Origin of the sequence: Pseudomonas sp. PS01301, assembly GCF_029960215.1 — a bacterium.
In the GTDB taxonomy this organism is placed as follows: Bacteria; Pseudomonadota; Gammaproteobacteria; order Pseudomonadales; family Pseudomonadaceae; genus Aquipseudomonas; species Aquipseudomonas coleopterorum.
This window is the reverse complement of the sequence record NZ_JASCPM010000004.1, coordinates 64,711-83,391: the sequence shown is the minus strand read 5'-3', so window position 1 is coordinate 83,391 and position 18,681 is coordinate 64,711. Positions and strand designations below refer to the sequence as shown.

Genomic DNA, 18,681 nt, shown 5'->3' with positions numbered 1-18,681 from the left:
TTACCCTCGCGCCTTGCAACTGGCGGCAAGAATCGCCAGCACCAACTGCTGGAAATCCAGGCCAGCCGCTTTCGCCGCCATGGGCACCAGGCTGTGATCGGTCATGCCTGGAGCGGTGTTGACTTCCAGCAGCCAGAAACGGCCCTGCTGGTCCTGCATCACGTCCACGCGCCCCCAGCCCTGAATGCCGATGGCATCGCAGGCGCGCGCGCAGAGGTCGATGAGTTCCTGCTCCTTGGCGGGCGCAAGGCCACAGGGAACGCGGTACTGGGTATCGTTGGCGACGTATTTGGCGTCGTAGTCGTAGAACGTGTGGGGTGTGCCCAGCGCGATGGCAGGCAGCATCTGGCCACGCAGCGTCGCGACAGTGAACTCAGGGCCCTGGACCCATTGTTCGACCAGCACTTGTGAGTCGTAGGTGCTGGCGGCTTTCCAGGCGTCGACCAGTTCGTCGACGCTGTTCACCTTGGCCATCCCGATGCTTGAACCTTCATGGGCGGGTTTGACGATCAAAGGGAAGCCCAGTTCCCCGGCCGCGAAAATACAATCCTGTTCGCTCGCCAGCACGGCATGCGCCGGGGTCGGCAAGCCGAGGCTCTGCCACACCTGCTTGGTGCGCAGTTTGTCCATCGCCAGGGCGCTGGCGAGGATGCCGCTGCCGGTGTAGGGAATGTCCAGGCACTCGAGCAGGCCCTGCATGCTGCCGTCTTCGCCGCCGCGGCCGTGCAGGATGATGAAGGCATGGTCGATCTTCTGCGCTTGCAGGCGTGCCAGCAGGTCATCGCCAACGTCGATACCGAACGCGTCCACGCCAGCGCTCTGCAAGGCCTCCAGGCACGCGGCGCCCGATTTCAGCGACACCTCGCGCTCGGCGCTCTTGCCGCCGTAGAGCACGGCCACGCGACCGAAGTCACTGGGCATGATCTGCGAACGCAGGGTGTTGATATCCAGAATGTTCATTGCGATTTCTCCGAGGCCTGCGCGAACAGCGGGCTTTTGAGCAACTGCGGGGCAAGGCCGCCGATGTCGCCGGCGCCCTGGCAGAGCAGGATGTCACCGGCGCGCAGCAACGGCTTGACCAGTGGCGCCAGCTCGACGCCGCGTTCGATATAGATGGGGTCCAGCTGGCCACGCTGGCGGATGCTGTGGCACAACTGACGGCTATCGGCGCCCGGGATCGGCTCTTCACCGGCCGGGTAGACCTCCATCAGCAGCAACACATTGGCGTCGGCGAGCACTTGTACGAAATCGTCGTACAAGTCGCGCGTGCGGCTGAAGCGGTGGGGCTGATATACCATCACCAGACGTTTATCGGGCCAGCCGCCGCGCACGGCAGCGATCACGGCCGCCACTTCGCGGGGGTGATGGCCGTAGTCGTCGACCAGCATCACGCTGCCGCCCTCGACCGGCAGTTCGCCGTACACCTGGAAGCGTCGGCCGACGCCCTGGAATCCGGACAGGCCTTGGACGATGGCGCTGTCGCTGATGCCTTCGTCGGTGGCGATGGCGATCGTTGCCAGGGCATTGAGCACGTTGTGGTTGCCTGGCATGTTGACCGACACGTTGAGCGGCTCGCGGTCGCGTCGCAGCACCGTGAAGTGGGTCAGCATGCCTTGCTGGCGCACGTTGATGGCACGCACGTCGGCTTCTTCGCTGATGCCATAGGTCAGGGTCGGACGGGCGATCTGCGGGAGGATCTCGCGCACCACCGGGTCATCCAGGCAGACCACGGCCAGGCCGTAGAACGGCAGGTTGTGCAGGAACTCGACGAAGGTCTTCTTCAATACGTTGAAGTCGCCGCCGTAGGTCGCCATGTGATCGGCGTCGATGTTGGTGACCACGGCCACCAGCGGCTGCAGGTGCAGGAAGCTGGCATCGGACTCGTCGGCTTCGGCGATCAGATAGCGACTGGTGCCCAGCTGGGCATTGGTGCCAGCCGCATTCAGACGACCACCGATGACGAACGTGGGGTCAAGGCCACCGGCTGCGAACACCGAGGCGATCAGGCTGGTGGTGGTGGTCTTGCCATGGGTCCCGGCCACGGCGATGCCGTGCCGATAGCGCATCAGTTCGGCGAGCATCTCGGCGCGCGGTACCACCGGAATCCGGCGTTCCAGCGCAGTGGCGACTTCCGGGTTGCTGGTATTGACGGCACTGGAGACGACCAACACGTCGGCGCTGGCGGCGTTTTCGGCACGGTGGCCGATGAAGATCTGCGCACCGAACGACGTCAGTCGCTCGGTCACCGGCGAAGCTTTGAGGTCGGAACCCGAGACGTCGTAGCCCAGGTTCAGCAGCACCTCGGCGATGCCGCACATGCCCACGCCGCCGATGCCGACGAAATGGATACGACGAATACGGCGCATTTCCGGTTGCGGAATGGCTTTCTGGTTCTCAACCATGGGCCACCTCTAGGCAGACGTCGACCACATTGCGCGTGGCATCGGGTTTGGCCAGGCGGCGAGCAGTGCTCGCCATGCTCATGAGTTTTTCGGGTTGCATCAAAACCTCTTTCAGGCGCTCGGCAAGTTGCGCCGCGCCGGTTGTCGCTTGTGGCATGAGGAAGGCAGCGCCTTCGCGGGCCAGATAATCGGCATTGCGTGTCTGGTGATCGTCGATCGCGTGGGGCAAAGGCACCAACAGCGACGGCAGACCGGCGGCGGCCAGCTCGCTGATGGTCAACGCGCCCGCGCGGCAGACCACCAGGTCGGCCCAGCCATAGGCTTGGGCCATGTCCTTGATGAACGGGGCAACCTGCGCCTCGACACCGGCGGTGCGATAGCGCTCGGCGGTGATCTCATCGTGTTTCTTGCCAGCCTGGTGAAACACCTCAGGCCGGTATTGCGCCGGAACCTGCGCCAGGGCCTCGGGCAACAGCTTGTTCAACGGCTCGGCGCCCAGGCTGCCGCCCAGGACCAGCAGCCGTGGCTGGCGCCCGATCAGGGCCTGGCGCGGGGTTTCCATGAACAACTCGCTGCGCACCGGATTTCCGGTGGTCCGGCGCTTGGCCGAAGCGGCGAAGGTGTCGGGGAAAGCTTCGCAGACTCGGCTGGCGAAAGGCACCAACAGGCGATTGGCGGTACCGGCCACGGCATTCTGCTCATGGACGATCACCGGTACACCGGCCAGCCGCGCGGCCACGCCGCCAGGGCCGGTCAGGTAACCACCGAAGCCGACCACGCACACCGGTCGCAGTTGGGCAATGATGCGGCGCGCCTGAACCACGGCCTTGCAGATGGCGAACGGCGCCTTGAGCAGGGCCAGTCGGCTCTTGCCACGCACACCGCTGACATCGATCAAATGCAACGGCAGGCCGTTGGCCGGCACCAGTTCGTTCTCGATACCGCGCGGCGTACCCAGCCAGTGCACGCTGAAACCGCGCGCCTGGAACTCGCGCGCACAGGCCAGGGCCGGGAACACGTGTCCGCCGGTGCCGCCAGCCATGATCAGCACATTGCCTTTACCGGCCATGGGGCGTCTCCTCGGCGAAATCGCTCTCGCTGAATTCCACCTCTTCGCTACCCAGGTGCGAGCGGCTTTCCCACTCGATGCGCAGCAACAGCCCCAGACAGGCGCAGCAGATGACCAGCGAGCTGCCGCCGTAGCTGAGAAACGGCAGGGTCAGACCTTTGGTGGGCAGCAGGCCGACGTTCACGCCGATGTTGATCAGGAACTGACCGATCCACAGGAACGACAGGCCATAGGCCACGTAGGCGGCAAAGTACTGCTTGGCCCGCTCGGCCCAGAAACCGATGTACATACCGCGGATACAGACGAACACGAACAGCGCCACGGTGCACAGCGAACCCACCACGCCCAGCTCTTCGGCGAGCACCGAGAACACGAAGTCGGTGTGGGCTTCGGGCAGGTAGAACTGCTTTTGCACGCTGTTGCCCAGCCCAACGCCGAACCACTGGCCACGACCGAAGGCGATCAGCGCCTGGGTCAATTGATAACCGGAGCCGAACTGGTCGCTCCACGGGTCGGTGAAGGTGATCAGACGCGCCATGCGATACGGTTGGGCCTGAACCAGCACGAACACCGCACCCACCGCCAAGGCCACCATCAGGGCGAAACGGAACAGGCCTACACCACCCAGGAACAGCATTGCGGCTGCGGCACCCATCATCACCACCGTGGCGCCGAAGTCAGGCTCCATCAGCAGCAGTCCAGCCATCGGCAGCAACACGAAGAACGGCTTGAAGAAGCCCATCCAGCTGTCGCGCACTTCCTGCTGACGACGCACCAGATAGCCTGCCAGGAAGATCACCACGAACACCTTGGCGATTTCCGAAGGCTGGACGTTGAACATGCCGAAGCCGATCCAGCGCATGGACCCGTTCACCTCGCGACCGATGCCGGGCAGCAGCACCATCACCAGCAAGCCGAATGCAGCGATCAGCAGCGTACCGCCTATGCGCTGCCAGGTAGCGATAGGCACCATCATGGTGACGATGCAGGTGCCGATACCGATCACCAGATACACAAGGTGGCGAATCATCATCGACAACGAGTTGCCCGAGTTGACCGCCGCCACTTCCGAAGAAGCCGAGGTGATCATGACCAGACCGAGGCCCAGCAGCGCCAGGCAACCGGCCAGCATGGCGAAGTCGATATCGATCCCGCGACCGCTGATCAGCGGCGAGGGGAATGGCTTGATGACACCAAAGATCATGACAAGCCCTCTACGGCATGGGCGAACAGTCGCCCGCGTTCTTCATAATTCTTGAACATGTCCAGACTCGCGCAGGCCGGTGACAGCAGCACGGCATCACCGGCCCGGGCCAGTTCGGCGCAGCGCTGAACCGCTTCCTCGATCGAGGCGACGTTGACCTGGGCAACGCTTGGCCCGACAACGGCCGCAATACGGCCGGCATCGCGACCCAGCAGTACCAGAGCACGGCAATGACGCTGGATAGGCTGGCCGAGCGCGGTGAAATCGGCGCCCTTGCCGTCGCCGCCTGCGATCAGCACAAGCTGGCCTTCGATATCGGCGCCCAACCCTTCGATAGCGGCAATCGCAGCACCGACGTTGGTCGCCTTGGAATCGTCGTACCAGGCCACGCCATCGCGCTCGCGCAGCCACTGGCAGCGGTGCGTGAGCCCGGTGAATTCACGCAGGCTGGCCAGCATGGCGTCGAACGGCAGACCCACCGCGTGTCCCAGGGCGAGCGCAGCCAGGGCATTGGCCTGGTTGTGCGCGCCACGGACCTTGAGTTCGCTGACCGGCATCAGGTTCTCGAACTCGTAGGCCAGGTACTTCTGCCCGCCTTCCTCGCGCAGGCCGAAAGCCTTGAAGTCCGGCTTGTTCAGGCCGAACGTCCAGCACGGCATGCCCTCGCCGATCAGCGGCCGGCTCAGGGCATCCTGACGATTGAACACGACCTTGCGGGCGCCGCGGAAAATCCGATGCTTGGCCAGGTGATAGGCCGGCAGCCCGCTGTAGCGATCCATGTGGTCTTCGCTGACGTTGAGCACCGTAGCCACTTCGGCATTGAGCTGATGGGTGGTTTCCAGCTGAAAGCTCGACAGTTCCAGCACGTACAGCTCGACGTCGTCATCGAGCAGATCGAGCGCTGGCTGTCCCAGGTTGCCGCCCACCGCCACACGCTTGCCGGCCGCAGCGGCCATTTCGCCTACCAGCGTGGTCACGGTGCTTTTGGCGTTGGAGCCGGTGATCGCCACGATCGGAGCCTTGGCATGACGGGCAAACAGGTCGATATCGCCGGACAGGTGCACGCCTCGCGCCGCTGCCTGCTGCAGGGCGGGAGTCGCCAGTGCCAGACCGGGGCTCACGTAGAGCTCATCGGCGCGGCACAGGAATTCCACGTCCAGCTCACCGCAACGGACTTCCACCTGCGGATAGTCGCGACGCAGCGTCGCCAGTTCCGGCGGCGCTTCGCGTGTATCGGCCACGGCAAACGCCACGCCCTGACGTGCGAGGAAGCGCACCAGGGACATGCCGCTCTTGCCGAGGCCGACAACGATGCGGAAGTGGGAAGAAGCGATCAGAGACACTCGTTCTACCTCAGCTTCAGGGTGGCAAGGCCGATCAGCACCAGAATCACGGTGATGATCCAGAAGCGTACGATGACCCGCGGTTCGGGCCAGCCCTTGAGTTCGAAATGGTGGTGAATCGGCGCCATGCGGAACACACGGCGACCGGTGAGCTTGAACGAGGCGACCTGGATCACCACCGACAGCGTCTCGACGACGAAGATGCCGCCCATGATGAACAGGACGATCTCCTGACGCACGATCACCGCGATGGTGCCCAGGGCTGCGCCCAGCGCCAGCGCGCCGACGTCGCCCATGAACACCTGGGCCGGGTAGGTGTTGAACCACAAGAAACCCAGGCCGGCGCCGATCAGGGCACCGCAGAAGACGATCAGCTCACCTGCACCTGGCACATAGGGAATCAACAGGTATTCGGCGAATTTAACGTTGCCCGACAGGTAGCAGAAAATCCCCAGGGCGCCGCCGACCATCACCGTCGGCAGGATCGCCAGGCCGTCGAGGCCGTCGGTGAGGTTGACCGCGTTGCTGGAGCCAACGATGACGAAGTAGGTCAGCACGATGAACCCGGCACCCAGCGGAATGCTGGCGTCCTTGAGCATCGGGATGATCAGGGTGGTTTCCACCGGGCTATTGGCGGTCATGAACAGAAACACCGCAGCCCCCAGGCCGAACACCGACTGCCAGAAATATTTCCAGCGGCTGGGCAGGCCGCGGGAGTTCTTCTCGATCACCTTGCGATAGTCGTCCACCCAGCCGATGCCGCCGAACAGCAGGGTGACGATGAGCACGACCCAGACATAGCGGTTGGACAGGTCAGCCCACAGCAGCGTGCTGATGGCGATGGCCGAGAGAATCAGAGCGCCGCCCATGGTCGGCGTACCGGACTTGGACAGGTGCGATTGCGGACCATCGTTGCGTACCGCCTGGCCAATCTGACGAATCTGCAGGGTGCGGATCATCCAGGGGCCCAGCCAGAGGGCCAGCGACAGCGCGGTCAGTACACCCAGAATCCCGCGCAGGGTCAGGTACTGAAAGACCGCGAAGCCTTTATAGAACTGTTGCAGAAATTCTGCCAGCAGCAGCAACATCAGTGTTTCTCCCCGCCAGAACCACACAGCGCCACCACGATGTTTTCCATCGCCGCGCTGCGTGATCCCTTGATCAAAATAGTGGTATTGGAACCCTGCTCGGCGGCCAGCGCCGCGATCAGGTCTGCCTGATTGGCGAAGTGCTGCCCCTGAGCACCGAACGCGGTCACCGCGTGGCGCATCAATGGACCGACCGCGTACAGCGCGTCGACCTTGCCGACGGCATATTCACCTACCTGGCGATGGCCGGCTTCGGCCCAGGCGCCCAGTTCGCCGATATCTCCGAGGACCAGGACGGTGCGCCCGGAAAAGCCGGCGAGTATATCGATTGCCGCGCACATCGAGGTGGGATTTGCGTTGTAGGTGTCGTCGATGACCCGCGCGCCGTTGAGGGCGAGCTGCGCGACCGTGCGGCCCTTGACCGGCTGCACCGCATTCAAGCCCGTCTGAATGCCGGCCAGCGTCACGCCCAGAGCCTGCGCCGCCGCCGCTGCCGCCAGGGCGTTGAGCACGTTGTGGGTGCCGAGCAAATTGAGCTGGACGAACACTTCGCCTTCCGGCCCGTGCAGGGTGAAGGACGGGCAACCACGCGCATCGCTGTGCCGGGCACTGGAATGAAAATCCGCCACGGCGTTGTCCAGCGAGAACGTCAGCACGGCATGCTGACCGGCGCGTGCCTGCCAGATCGGGAAAGCCTTGTCGTCGAGGTTGAGCACGGCCTTGCCACCCTCGCCCAGGCCTTCGAGGATCTCGCCCTTGGCCTCGACGATCTTGTCCGGACCGCCGAACTCGCCCACATGGGCGGTGCCGGCGTTGGTGATGAGCGCCACGTGTGGACGGGTCAGACCAACGGTGTAAGCGATTTCGCCCACCCGCGATGCACCCAGCTCGATCACTGCCGCAGTGTGCTGCGGCGCCAGTTCGAGCAAGGTCAGCGGTGCGCCCAGGTCATTGTTCAGATTGCCACGGGTGGCCAGCACCGGGCCTTGAGTACGCAGAATGCTGGCAAGCATTTCCTTGACCGTGGTCTTGCCGCTCGAACCGGTGATGGCAGCCACGGGGCGAGTGAACGCGGCGCGGTTCAGTGCGCCGAGCTGGCCCAGCGCCAGGCGAGTGTCGGCCACGACCAACTGCGGCAGTGTGGAGCCTGGAACTTCGCGCTGCACCAGCGCGGCTACCGCACCCTTGGCGGCGACGTCGTCGAGGTAGTCGTGACCATCGAAACGAGGGCCGACCAATGCGACGAACAGATCGCCTGCAGCGATGGCCCGACTGTCGATACTGACACCGTCGAAGCGCGCGTCGTCACCCGGCACACGGCCGTGCAGAGTGTCTGCCAGTTGGCTGAGCGTCATGGCGTCAAGCATCGGCCGCCCCCCATGCAGCCAGAGCCTGCTCGGCCTGCTGCAGGTCGGAGAACGCATGACGCTCGCCGTTGATCTCCTGATAGTCTTCATGGCCCTTGCCAGCCAACACGATGACATCGTCGACCGAAGCCGAATCGATCAGTTGAGCAATGGCGGCTGCCCGGCCCGCCACGAAGGTCGCGTTGGCCGCACTGGAAAAACCGGCACGAATGTCGTCGAAGATGCGCAGTGGATCTTCGCTGCGAGGGTTGTCGTCGGTGACCAGCACGCGGTCGGCCAGGCGCTCGGCAACTTCGGCCATCAACGGACGCTTGCCACTGTCGCGGTCGCCGCCACAGCCGAAAAGACACAGCAACTGGCCCTTGGCGTGGGGCCGCAAGGCCTGCAAGACCTGGTCCAGGGCATCGGGCGTGTGCGCGTAGTCGACCACCACCAGGGGCTTGTCGCCGCCGCCCAGACGCTGCATGCGGCCTTGCGGTCCCTGCACTTGGCGCATCACCTTGAGCACGTCGTCCAGCGGGTATTCCATGCCCATCAGGGCACCGACTGCAGCCAGTACGTTGCTCAGGTTGAAGCGCCCGAGCAGGCTGCTGCGCAGGCTGTATTCACCGTGTGAGGTCACCAGCGTGGCGCGCACACCGTGGTCATCGAATTGCGCGTCGCGGCAGTACAAGGTCGCGCTGCTGTCGCTGAGGCTGTAGGTGATCAGCCGCGACTCGTGATCCTGCTCGGCCAATTCGAGACCGAACGCATCGTCCAGATTCAGCACGCGGCACTTCAGGCTCGGCCAGGCGAACAGTCGGGCCTTGGCTTCTGCGTAGGCCTGCATGCTGCCGTGGTAATCCAGATGGTCGCGGGACAGGTTGCTCAGTACGGCGATGTCGAAATCCAGCGCGGCTACGCGGCCCTGATCCAGTGCGTGCGAAGACACTTCCATGGCCACGGCGTGAGCGCCGCCCTTTTTAAGATCGTACAGTGTGGACTGCACGGCGATCGGGTCGGGAGTGGTCAATCGGCCGCTCTGCAAGGCACCGTAGAAACCGGTGCCCAAAGTACCGATCAGGCCGCAGTGCTCGCCCAGGGCGTCGAGCGCCTGAGCCACCAACTGGGTGATGCTGGTCTTGCCATTGGTACCGGTGACGCCAACCATACTCACCGAGCGGCTCGGCTCGCCGTAGAAACGCCCGGCGATGCTCGACAACTGCGCGATCAGCCCTTTTACCGGAATCAGGGGCACGTCGGTGAGCGGCAGTACGGTGGCGCCTTCCACTTCATAGGCCACGGCGGCGGCGCCCAGCTTGAGGGCATCGGTGATGTGCGCTCGGCCATCGACCTTGCTGCCGGGTACGGCCAGAAACAGATCGCCCGGACGCACGTTGCGGCTGTCCAGGGTCAGCTCGCGAATCATCGGATCGCGGCTGGCTTCGGAAAAAAGCTTGCTCAGGGGCATGGTCATCAGCCGCGCCCTCCTTTTATCAATGGGGTCGCCGGTGCGGCGTTGACCTGCTGCTGCGGCACCGGCGACGGCAGGTTGTCAGGTTGCACGTTCATCAGGCGCAGCGTGCCGGACATCACCTTGCTGAAGACCGGGGCGCTGACCAGGCCACCGTAATAGCCGCCCTTGCTCGGTTCGTCGATGACCACAACGATCGCGTAGCGTGGGTCGCTCATCGGGCCGAAGCCTGCGAACAGCGAGCGGTAGGCATTCTCGGTGTAGCCGCGCGAGCCGATGGTGGCCTTGCGCGCGGTACCCGACTTGCCCGCCACGTGATACGAAGGCACCCGCGCGCGATACACGCCGCGGGTGTCTTCGATGACTTGCTGGAGCATGCCTTGCACGGTCTTGGCGACCTTCTCGGGAATCACCTGCGCCGCGGTCGGCGGCTGGTCGCTCTTGAGAATGGTCAGAGGCACGATACGGCCGTTGTTGGCGATGGCCGCATAGGCGTGCACCAATTGCAGCGCCGTCACCGACAGGCCGTAGCCGTAGGACAGCGTGGCGGTCTCGGCCTTGCGCCATTCACGGTGGTTGGGCAGGTTGCCGACGCGCTCGCCCGGGAAGCCCAGGCCGGTGTACTGGCCCAGGCCGACCGCGGACATGACGCGATAGATGCTCTCGCCGCCAATGTCGAAGGCCACCTTGCTCATGCCCACGTTACTGGAGTTGATCAGAATCCCGGTCAGGTCAAGCACCGGACCTTCGGTCTTGGTCACGTCCTTGATGGTGTAGCGACCGATCTGCAGCGTGCCTGGGTACACGTCGACCTTGTCGCTGGGTTTCCAGCGACCGGTTTCCAATGCCGCGCTCATGGAGATCGGCTTCATGGTCGAGCCCGGCTCGAACACGTCGATGATCGCACGGTTACGCATGGCCGCCGGCAGCATGGTGCGGCGGTTGTTGGGGTTGTAGGTCGGCTGGTTGACCATGGCCAGCACTTCACCGGTTTTCACGTCCATGATGACCATGCTGCCGGCCTTGGCTTCGTTCTCGGTGATAGCGTTGCGCAGCTCGCGGCTGGCCAGATACTGCAGACGCAGGTCGATGGACAACGCCAAGGTCTTGCCGGCCTTGGCGTTCTTGGTGACTTGGACGTCCTTGATCAGCCGACCACGGCGGTCCTTGATGACCTGACGCTTGCCGGGTACGCCGGCGAGCCACTCGTCATAGGCCAGCTCGACGCCTTCACGGCCGTGATCGTCGAGGTCGGTGAAGCCGACCATGTGCGCGGTCACGTCGCCCGCCGGGTAGAAACGACGGAATTCCTCGATGCCGTAGACACCGGGGGTTTTCAGGTCGAGTACCGACGCGCCTTGTTCGGGGGTCAGGCCGCGGACCAGGTAGATGAATTCCTTGCTCGCCTGAGCTTCCAGACGCTCGGCCAGAGCCTTGGGGTCTTGCCCGAGCGCGCGTGCGAGCGCAGGCCACTTGTCCTTGGCCAGCTGCATTTCCTTGGGGTTGGCCCACAGGGTGGTCACCGGCGTACTCACGGCCAGAGGCTCGCCATTGCGGTCGGTGATCAGGCCGCGATGCGCAGGAATGGGGATGTGCCGCATGCTGCGCGCGTCGCCCTGACCGATCAGGAAGTCACGATTGATCACCTGCAGGTAGACGATCTGCGCAACGATGCCGCCGACCAGCAGCAGGAGCAGGCCGACCATCAGGCGGAACCGCCACGGGAACAGTGCCCCGTCGAGCTTCATCATGGCGACACCATGCGAATTTCAGTGGCATCCGGGATGCGCATCTTCAACTGTTCGGTGGCCAGGGATTCGATACGGCTGTGTGCGGTCCAGGTGCTTTGTTCCAGGATCAGGCGACCCCATTCGGCCTGCGCCTTGTCGCGCTCGCTCAGCTCGCCGTACAGCGTGTTGAGCAACTGCCGATTGATGTGCGCGCTGTAGGAAACGCCAATGGCCGACACCAGCACGGCGACGAACAGCAGCAGCATGAGGAAACTGCCGCCCGGTAGCGGCTTGTTGAGCAGCTTGCTCATCGCAGCTTCTCCGCGACACGCATGACGGCACTGCGCGAGCGCGGGTTGGCCTTGAGCTCGGCTTCGGAAGCGAATTGCGCCTTGCCATGCAGCTTGACCTTGGGCACGAAGGCTTCGAACCGCACCGGCAGGTTGCGCGGCAGGTTGTCGGCTTCGCCCTTGGTGAGCTTGCGCATGAACAGTTTGACGATGCGGTCTTCCAGGGAATGGAAACTGATCACCACCAGGCGACCGCCGATTTCCAGGGCGTCGAGCGCAGCGTCCAGGCCCGCCTCGAGATCGGCCAGCTCGTTGTTGACGTGGATACGCAGTCCCTGGAACGCGCGAGTTGCAGGGTTCTTGCCCTTCTCCCACGCCGGGTTGGCGACCTTGAGCACTTCGGCCAGGTCGGCGGTGCGCTCGAACGGCTGCACTTCGCGGCGCTCCACTACCGCACGGGCCATGCGACGAGCGAACCGCTCTTCGCCGTATTCCTTGAACACGCGGGCGATTTCCTCCTCGGCGGCGGTCGCGATGAACTGCGCCGCACTTACACCCCGTGTCGGGTCCATGCGCATGTCCAACGGGCCGTCGTGAAGGAAACTAAAGCCGCGCTCGGCATCGTCGAGTTGCGGCGAGGAAACGCCCAGGTCGAGCAGGATGCCGCTGACCTTGCCATGCATGCCGCGCTCGCGCACTTCGGCACCGAGCTCGGCAAAGCTGCGCTGTACAATGACAAAGCGGCCGTCTTCGGCCGCCAGCGCTTGCCCGGTGGCAATCGCTTGAGGGTCCTTGTCGAACCCCAACAGGCGGCCATCGGGCCCCAGGTGCTGCAGGATCAGGCGGCTGTGGCCACCCCGGCCGAAAGTGCCGTCCAGATAGCAACCATCGTCGCGCACGGCCAGAGCCTCGACAGCTTCGTCGAGCAGCACGGTGATGTGATTGAAGCCGCTATCAATAGTCACAAGATCAAATCACGCAATTCTTCGGGCATGGCGCCCGGTTGTTGTATAGCTGCAAGGTCTGCCGCACTTACGGCATTCCACGCACCCTCGTCCCACAATTGAAACTTGTTCAGTTGGCCGACCAGCATCGCGTGCTTGTCCAGCCGGGCGTACTCGCGAAGACGCGGGGGCACCAGAAAACGTCCACTGCCATCGAGTTCGAGGTCGACGGCATTGCCGATGAGCAGGCGTTGCAGACGGCGGTTGCTTTCCACCAACGATGGCAAGGCCCGCAGCTTGGCCTCGATGAGTTCCCATTCATCCAGTGGATAGACACACAGGCAAGGGTCGACGGTATCGACCGTGATGATCAGCTGACCGGAGCATTTGGAATCCAACTCGTCACGATACCGACTCGGCATGGCGAGCCGTCCCTTGGCATCGAGGTTGATCGGATTAGCTCCACGAAACACGTCGCGTTTCCCCTGAACTCAGATTTTTAAGCTCGAAAAACCCACTTTTCGCCACTTCCCGCCACTCGCGCACACTATAGGAACCCCCCTACCACACCGTCAAGGCGCGTCTGTAGGGAAAAGCCTTATAGATCGGAGATTTAGAACACAAAAGGAAGGGAAAGCGGTATTTGAGACACGCAAGGGAGGGATAAAGCCGTTAGAGTTCAAGCATCTGCGTCTTGAACTTAAAGTAGAGTCTCAAGACTAAGAATTTTTCGACATTACCGGAGGGGATTTGGTTGCCTTTTTTTGCGGGGAATACAGCAGTACGCGAAGTAAAAGGTGGAGAGTCGATCTGTAAGCCGGGTTTTGTCGAGGACAGTCATTCCTCTACGATGGCCATCGCTGGACACCTCTAGCAACCTACCCGGTTCCAACGCGGGCCGCGCCATATGGAACCCTATTTGGTCTTGCTCCGAGTGGGGTTTACCTAGCCACGAACTGTTGCCAGACGTGCGGTGCGCTCTTACCGCACCTTTTCACCCTTACCGGCGCTTGCGCGCTTAGGCGGTTATTTTCTGTGGCACTTTCCGTAGGCTCGCGCCTCCCAGGCATTACCTGGCACTCCGCCCTATGGAGCCCGGACTTTCCTCCCCCCGCTTGCCCAGCAACGAGTTGCGGAACAAAAACGGGCAGCGACTGTCCGATCGACTCTCCGGCGCGCAGGTTAACGACATGCACCGGCCAGGACAAGCTTTAATCGCACCAATCCGGTCATACCTGGGCCGGAATCACGTCTTCTGCTTTTCCAGCGCCACTTGATAGAGCAGATTCTTGCGCACGCCAGTGATCTCTGCCGCCACGGCAGCGGCGCGCTTGAGCGGCATTTCCGCCAGCAGCACATCCAGAATGCGCATGACCTCAGTGCTGACCGCCTCATCACTGACCGGCGCGGTCCAACCTGCCACCAATACCACGCACTCGCCCCGCTGCTGATTGCTGTCGGCTTCCACGAATGCACGCAGCTCTGCCAGCGGCAAACCCTTGAGGGTTTCGAAGGTTTTCGTCAGTTCGCGCGCCAGCAATGCCGGACGCTCGCCGCCGAAGACCTTTTCCATGTCCTGCAGGCATTCGAGTATGCGATGGGGCGCTTCGTAGAAGATCAATGTGCGCGGCTCCTCCCTCACCTGCTCAAGGCGCGCGCAGCGACCGGCGGTCTTGGCGGGCAGAAAACCTTCGAAGATGAAACGGTCCGACGGCAAGCCTGCAGCCGACAGGGCTGCGATCAGCGCGCAGGGACCGGGCACCGGCACCACTTGCACACCCGCGGCACGCGCCTGACGCACCAGGTGATAACCGGGATCGGAAATCAGCGGCGTACCCGCATCGGAAATCAGCGCCACGTCATCGCCGGCCAACAATCGCTGGATGAAACGGCTGCCTTCGTCCCGCTCGTTGTGTTCGTGGCAGGCGGCCAGCGGCGTATTCAATCCGAAGTGCTGCATCAGGCGCACCGAATGACGTGTGTCCTCGGCTGCAATCAGCGCCACCTCGCCCAGGATCTTCAGCGCACGTGCGCTCATGTCGTCCAGATTGCCGATGGGCGTGGCCACTACATAAAGTGTGCCCGGGGTGGAATTAGAAGCGCTTGAAGCAGTCACAGCACACACCTTGTCGTTCGGCCAAACCCGCATTGTACAGGCTCTACGCCACCCAGTGCTTGCCCAGCGATCCGGCGCAGTCGACGTGAAACATTTGCTCGTCCTATATAAGGACGGACTAGCCTTCTTCGTCGCACCCTGGCCGATGCTTGGGTACACTTGCCCGTCTATTGATCGAGTAAATCAGGAAGATATCCATGACAGCCTGCCTGCGGCTTCTATCTGCCCTATGCCTCGCCGCCTTGCTGGCTGCGTGCGCCAGTTCGCCTTCATCCAATCTCGGTGAGCTGCCCCGCACACCGGACGCCACCGTGGAACAGTTGCTCGAACGCGCCAGCGCCAGCAAGTCGTCGGAAGAGGCGGCGGTCCTGCGCCTGAGCGCGGCGGATAAGGCCGCTCGCCAGGGCGACTCGGCTCGCGCTACCCAGATCCTGCAGCAGGTGCGCATCGAACTGCTCAAGCCGGGCCTGCAGATACTGGCCAGCACCTTGAACGCGGAGCTGGCACTGATGCGCAATGACGCCAAGGCCGCGCTGGCCGCGCTCGATCATCCAAGCCTGCAGCGCCTGGGCGAGTTGCCCGCCGACCAGCAGGTGCGTACCCACCTGGTTCGTGCTCGCGCACTGGAAGCCGATGGCCAGATCCTGGCTGCCGCACGCGAGCGGGTGTTCATCGCGCCCCTGCTCAGTGGTGACGCCGCCGCCCAGAACCATGAGGCCATCTGGGCCTTGGTGGGCTCGCTGCCCGTCGAGCAACTACAGAATCAAGGCACCGACGACTTCGCCGGCTGGTTGAGCCTGGCCCTGGCGGTCAAATCCGCCGGCACCCTGGAACAGCAGCAAGCAGCCATCGATACCTGGGTAGCCCAACACGCCGCCCATCCGGCCGCGCGACAGCTGCCTGCGCCTTTGGTCAAACTCAAGGCCCTGGCCAGCCAGCCCCTGACTCGCATCGCCCTGCTGCTGCCGCAGGATGGGCAGCTTGCAGGCGTGGCTCGCGCCCTGCGCGAAGGCTTCATGGCGGCCTACTATCAGGCCCAGCAAGCCGGTCAGAAGCCGCCGGTGATCGACGTGATCGACAGTTCGCGCCTGACTTCGCTCGACGATTTCTACCGCCAGGCTCAGGCCCAAGGCGTGCAACTGGTGATCGGCCCGCTGGAAAAGCCACTGGTCAAACAGCTGGCCGCACGTGCGCAATTGCCCCTTCCGACCCTGGCACTAAACTACAGCGACACCAACCAGATGGGGCCGCCCCAGCTGTTCCAGTTCGGTCTGGCCGCCGAAGACGAAGCGCGCGAAGTGTCGCGCCGTGCCCGCGCCGATGGCTTGCACAGCGCTGCTGCGATGATCCCCAAGGGTGACTGGGGTGACCGGGTGCTCAACGCCTTCCGCCAGGACTGGGAAGCCAACGGCGGTACCCTGGTCGCAGCCCAGCGCGTTGACCAACCGGTGCAGCTGGCGCAGCAGATCGCCGACATGCTGAACGTGCGCAATGCCGGCAGCGGCGGACAAGCCTCGCGCCGCCAGGACATCGACTTCATCTTCCTGGCCGCCACGCCTCAGCAGGCCCAGCAGATCAAGCCGACGCTGAACTTCCAGTACGCCGGTGATCTTCCGGTCTACGCCACCTCGCACGTGTTCAGCGCCAGTGGCGACCAGGCTCAGTACAACGACATGACCGGCATTCGCTTCTGCGAAACGCCCTGGCTGCTCGACGCCAGCAATCCACTGCGTCAGCAGGTCACTCGGCAGTGGCCACAGGCCAACGGCAGCATGGGCCGGCTGTACGCCATGGGCGTGGACGCCTACACCCTGGCCGCCCGTCTGGGCCAGCTCAAGGCCTTGCCTGACAGCCGCGTCGAAGGCTTGTCCGGCAACCTGGGCATGGGCGCCAACCAACGCATCGAACGCCAGCTGCCCTGGGCGCAGTTCGTCGGTGGCCAAGTCCAGCGCCTGCCCAACACCACGCCGTAATGTCGCTGAACCCCCGACAGAAGGCGGGTCGCGAGGCCGAGCAGCAGGCCCTGGAGCACTTGTGTGCACAGGGCCTGGAGCTGCTGGCGCAGAACTGGTTGTGCAAGCGAGGCGAGCTTGATCTGGTCATGCTAGAGGGCGATACAGTAGTATTCATCGAGGTCCGCTATCGCCTGCACGCACAATGGGGTGGAGCATTGGCCAGCATCGATGCCCGCAAGCGCGAAAAGCTGGTGTTGGCCGCGCAGTATTTCCTCCTCAAGGAAACACGCTGGGCCCAACATCCATGCCGTTTCGACGTGATTGCCCTGGAAGGCAGCGGTAGCCAGGCCACACGCCTGAACTGGATACGCAATGCCTTCGACAGCTGATACCTGACACCCCAGCCACGCGTTCTCGCTCTTTGCTTTGCGGGCTGCACATTCTTGTTGTGCCGGGAACCGCCGCCGCGTTGCGGTCTTGCCCGACCAGCCGCTTTACTTAAGGTCACCTTGATGGACATGCAATCCCGAATTCGCCAGCTTTTCCAGGCCAGTATCGATACCAAGCAACAGGCGATGGAAGTCCTTGCACCGTACATCGAACAAGCCAGCCAGGTCATGGTCGGCGCCCTGCTCAGCGACGGCAAGATGCTGTCCTGCGGTAACGGCGGCTCGGCCGGCGATGCCCAGCACTTCTCATCCGAGCTGCTCAACCGCTTCGAACGGGAACGCCCCAGCCTGCCCGCCATCGCCCTGACCACCGACAGCTCGACGATTACCTCGATCGCCAACGACTACAGCTACAACGAGGTATTCTCCAAGCAGATCCGCGCGCTGGGACAGCCCGGCGACGTGTTGCTGGCCATCTCCACCAGCGGCAACTCGGCCAACATCATCCAGGCCATCCAGGCCGCCCACGACCGTGACATGGTGGTGGTTGCCCTGACCGGCCGCGACGGGGGTGGCATGGCCTCCCTGCTGCTGCCTGAAGACGTCGAGATCCGCGTGCCTGCCAACGTCACGGCACGCATTCAGGAAGTTCACCTGCTGGCGATCCACTGCCTCTGCGACTTGATCGACAGCCAACTGTTCGGGAGTGAAGAATGAAGCGTACCCGCCTTGCCCTAGTGGCCCTGAGCCTGGCCTTGAGCGTCACCGGCTGCAGCTCGGTCCTGACCGCCACCCGCGATAACCCGATCGACGATGACCGCGGTACCCGCACCCTGGGCAGCAAGATCGACGACTCGCTGATCGAAACCAAGGTGTCGGTGAATATCGCCAAGGCCAATATCGATCTGGACAAGAATTCCCACATCGTCGTGACCAGCTACAACGGTGTGGTCCTGCTCGCCGGCCAGACCCCGCGCGCCGAGCTCAAGACCCTCGCCGAGCAGGCGGCCAGTGAAGTTCAGCGGGTCAAGAAAGTGCACAACGAAATCCAGGTGCTGGCGCCGTCTTCGCTGCTGGCGCGCAACAACGACGCCTGGCTGACCACCAAGATCAAGACCCAGATGCTGGCCGACAGCGCCATCCCAGGCTCGCGCATCAAAGTGGTTACCGAGAACGGCATCGTCTACCTGCTGGGTCTGCTGACCCAGGCCGAGGCTACCCGGGCCACCAACCTGGTCCAAGGCGTTTCCGGTGTGCAGAAAATCGTGAAATTGTTCGAGTACATCGACTGACTGTCGACGCCGCCCTTCCTGGGCAGTGCGAGCGCAACA

17 protein-coding genes and 1 other RNA gene are annotated in these 18,681 nt (G+C 63.4%); 4 read left to right on the top strand and 14 right to left on the bottom strand.

The features are described from left to right. From QMX89_RS03170 to rsmI, 14 genes are all read right to left on the bottom strand, one after another. On the bottom strand, nucleotides 1–960 hold the full coding sequence (locus QMX89_RS03170; RefSeq protein WP_056845054.1) for a D-alanine--D-alanine ligase: 960 nt from the start codon (nucleotides 958–960) through the stop codon (nucleotides 1–3). Next, nucleotides 957–2,402: a UDP-N-acetylmuramate--L-alanine ligase gene (gene murC, locus QMX89_RS03165; protein ID WP_049860622.1), complete on the bottom strand. Its 1,446-nt coding sequence runs from the start codon at nucleotides 2,400–2,402 to the stop codon at nucleotides 957–959. The genes QMX89_RS03170 and murC overlap by 4 nt, the downstream gene beginning before the upstream one ends. Next, nucleotides 2,395–3,471 carry an undecaprenyldiphospho-muramoylpentapeptide beta-N-acetylglucosaminyltransferase gene (murG, locus tag QMX89_RS03160; RefSeq protein ID WP_282346765.1) on the bottom strand — a complete coding sequence of 359 codons (1,077 nt, stop codon included), beginning with the start codon at nucleotides 3,469–3,471 and terminating at the stop codon, nucleotides 2,395–2,397. The genes murC and murG overlap by 8 nt, the downstream gene beginning before the upstream one ends. Beyond that, nucleotides 3,461–4,672, bottom strand: coding sequence for a putative lipid II flippase FtsW (ftsW, locus tag QMX89_RS03155; protein WP_177327964.1), 1,212 nt, complete (start codon nucleotides 4,670–4,672; stop codon nucleotides 3,461–3,463). Before ftsW ends, murG begins: the two co-directional genes overlap by 11 nt. After that, nucleotides 4,672–6,018 (bottom strand): UDP-N-acetylmuramoyl-L-alanine--D-glutamate ligase, encoded by a 1,347-nt coding sequence (gene murD, locus QMX89_RS03150; RefSeq protein WP_282346763.1) that lies wholly within the window; start codon nucleotides 6,016–6,018, stop codon nucleotides 4,672–4,674. Before murD ends, ftsW begins: the two co-directional genes overlap by 1 nt. 5 nt (nucleotides 6,019–6,023) lie before the next feature. Beyond that, the gene (mraY, locus tag QMX89_RS03145) at nucleotides 6,024–7,106 is read right to left on the bottom strand and encodes a phospho-N-acetylmuramoyl-pentapeptide-transferase (RefSeq protein ID WP_043186836.1); all 1,083 of its coding nucleotides are present in this window, start codon (nucleotides 7,104–7,106) and stop codon (nucleotides 6,024–6,026) included. Further along, entirely contained in the window at nucleotides 7,106–8,473 is a 1,368-nt protein-coding gene (murF, locus tag QMX89_RS03140; protein WP_049860618.1) for a UDP-N-acetylmuramoyl-tripeptide--D-alanyl-D-alanine ligase, read from the bottom strand. Before murF ends, mraY begins: the two co-directional genes overlap by 1 nt. Next, complete coding sequence (locus QMX89_RS03135) at nucleotides 8,466–9,929, bottom strand: UDP-N-acetylmuramoyl-L-alanyl-D-glutamate--2,6-diaminopimelate ligase (RefSeq protein ID WP_282346762.1); 1,464 nt, start codon at nucleotides 9,927–9,929, stop codon at nucleotides 8,466–8,468. The genes murF and QMX89_RS03135 overlap by 8 nt, the downstream gene beginning before the upstream one ends. Then, nucleotides 9,929–11,674: a penicillin-binding transpeptidase domain-containing protein gene (locus QMX89_RS03130; protein ID WP_282346936.1), complete on the bottom strand. Its 1,746-nt coding sequence runs from the start codon at nucleotides 11,672–11,674 to the stop codon at nucleotides 9,929–9,931. The genes QMX89_RS03135 and QMX89_RS03130 overlap by 1 nt, the downstream gene beginning before the upstream one ends. After that, on the bottom strand, nucleotides 11,674–11,967 hold the full coding sequence (gene ftsL / locus QMX89_RS03125; RefSeq protein WP_049860615.1) for a cell division protein FtsL: 294 nt from the start codon (nucleotides 11,965–11,967) through the stop codon (nucleotides 11,674–11,676). Before ftsL ends, QMX89_RS03130 begins: the two co-directional genes overlap by 1 nt. Continuing rightward, nucleotides 11,964–12,905: a 16S rRNA (cytosine(1402)-N(4))-methyltransferase RsmH gene (rsmH, locus tag QMX89_RS03120; RefSeq protein WP_282346934.1), complete on the bottom strand. Its 942-nt coding sequence runs from the start codon at nucleotides 12,903–12,905 to the stop codon at nucleotides 11,964–11,966. Before rsmH ends, ftsL begins: the two co-directional genes overlap by 4 nt. A 2-nt stretch (nucleotides 12,906–12,907) precedes the next feature. Then, complete coding sequence (gene mraZ, locus QMX89_RS03115) at nucleotides 12,908–13,363, bottom strand: division/cell wall cluster transcriptional repressor MraZ (RefSeq protein ID WP_049860613.1); 456 nt, start codon at nucleotides 13,361–13,363, stop codon at nucleotides 12,908–12,910. Nucleotides 13,364–13,687: 324 nt separating this feature from the next. Next, nucleotides 13,688–14,060: RNase P RNA component class A (rnpB, locus tag QMX89_RS03110), an RNA gene on the bottom strand. A gap of 76 nt (nucleotides 14,061–14,136) precedes the next feature. Beyond that, nucleotides 14,137–15,039, bottom strand: a complete 903-nt coding sequence (rsmI, locus tag QMX89_RS03105; protein WP_082223640.1) for a 16S rRNA (cytidine(1402)-2'-O)-methyltransferase — start codon at nucleotides 15,037–15,039, stop codon at nucleotides 14,137–14,139. A gap of 164 nt (nucleotides 15,040–15,203) precedes the next feature. Between rsmI and QMX89_RS03100 the strand changes: the two genes are divergently transcribed. From QMX89_RS03100 to QMX89_RS03085, 4 genes are all read left to right on the top strand, one after another. Then, nucleotides 15,204–16,979, top strand: a complete 1,776-nt coding sequence (locus QMX89_RS03100) for a penicillin-binding protein activator (RefSeq protein WP_282346753.1) — start codon at nucleotides 15,204–15,206, stop codon at nucleotides 16,977–16,979. Next, a complete protein-coding gene (locus tag QMX89_RS03095; protein WP_282346751.1) occupies nucleotides 16,979–17,350 on the top strand; it encodes a YraN family protein in 372 nt (123 codons plus the stop codon). The genes QMX89_RS03100 and QMX89_RS03095 overlap by 1 nt, the downstream gene beginning before the upstream one ends. Before the next feature lie 123 nt (nucleotides 17,351–17,473). Beyond that, on the top strand, nucleotides 17,474–18,067 hold the full coding sequence (locus tag QMX89_RS03090; RefSeq protein ID WP_043186809.1) for a phosphoheptose isomerase: 594 nt from the start codon (nucleotides 17,474–17,476) through the stop codon (nucleotides 18,065–18,067). Beyond that, nucleotides 18,064–18,642 (top strand): BON domain-containing protein, encoded by a 579-nt coding sequence (locus QMX89_RS03085; protein WP_282346750.1) that lies wholly within the window; start codon nucleotides 18,064–18,066, stop codon nucleotides 18,640–18,642. Before QMX89_RS03090 ends, QMX89_RS03085 begins: the two co-directional genes overlap by 4 nt. Nucleotides 18,643–18,681: the final 39 nt, after the last annotated feature.

What these genes read in the sequence shown, in the direction of transcription:
- QMX89_RS03170 (WP_056845054.1), bottom strand. Translation starts at nt 960, where the DNA reads ATGAACATTCTGGATATCAACACCCTGCGTTCGCAGATCATGCCCAGT.
- murC (WP_049860622.1), bottom strand. Translation starts at nt 2,402, where the DNA reads ATGGTTGAGAACCAGAAAGCCATTCCGCAACCGGAAATGCGCCGTATT.
- murG (WP_282346765.1), bottom strand. Translation starts at nt 3,471, where the DNA reads ATGGCCGGTAAAGGCAATGTGCTGATCATGGCTGGCGGCACCGGCGGA.
- mraY (WP_043186836.1), bottom strand. Translation starts at nt 7,106, where the DNA reads ATGTTGCTGCTGCTGGCAGAATTTCTGCAACAGTTCTATAAAGGCTTC.
- murF (WP_049860618.1), bottom strand. Translation starts at nt 8,473, where the DNA reads ATGCTTGACGCCATGACGCTCAGCCAACTGGCAGACACTCTGCACGGC.
- QMX89_RS03135 (WP_282346762.1), bottom strand. Translation starts at nt 9,929, where the DNA reads ATGACCATGCCCCTGAGCAAGCTTTTTTCCGAAGCCAGCCGCGATCCG.
- QMX89_RS03130 (WP_282346936.1), bottom strand. Translation starts at nt 11,674, where the DNA reads ATGAAGCTCGACGGGGCACTGTTCCCGTGGCGGTTCCGCCTGATGGTC.
- ftsL (WP_049860615.1), bottom strand. Translation starts at nt 11,967, where the DNA reads ATGAGCAAGCTGCTCAACAAGCCGCTACCGGGCGGCAGTTTCCTCATG.
- rsmI (WP_082223640.1), bottom strand. Translation starts at nt 15,039, where the DNA reads ATGCGGGTTTGGCCGAACGACAAGGTGTGTGCTGTGACTGCTTCAAGC.
- QMX89_RS03100 (WP_282346753.1), top strand. Translation starts at nt 15,204, where the DNA reads ATGACAGCCTGCCTGCGGCTTCTATCTGCCCTATGCCTCGCCGCCTTG.
- QMX89_RS03095 (WP_282346751.1), top strand. Translation starts at nt 16,979, where the DNA reads ATGTCGCTGAACCCCCGACAGAAGGCGGGTCGCGAGGCCGAGCAGCAG.
- QMX89_RS03090 (WP_043186809.1), top strand. Translation starts at nt 17,474, where the DNA reads ATGGACATGCAATCCCGAATTCGCCAGCTTTTCCAGGCCAGTATCGAT.
- QMX89_RS03085 (WP_282346750.1), top strand. Translation starts at nt 18,064, where the DNA reads ATGAAGCGTACCCGCCTTGCCCTAGTGGCCCTGAGCCTGGCCTTGAGC.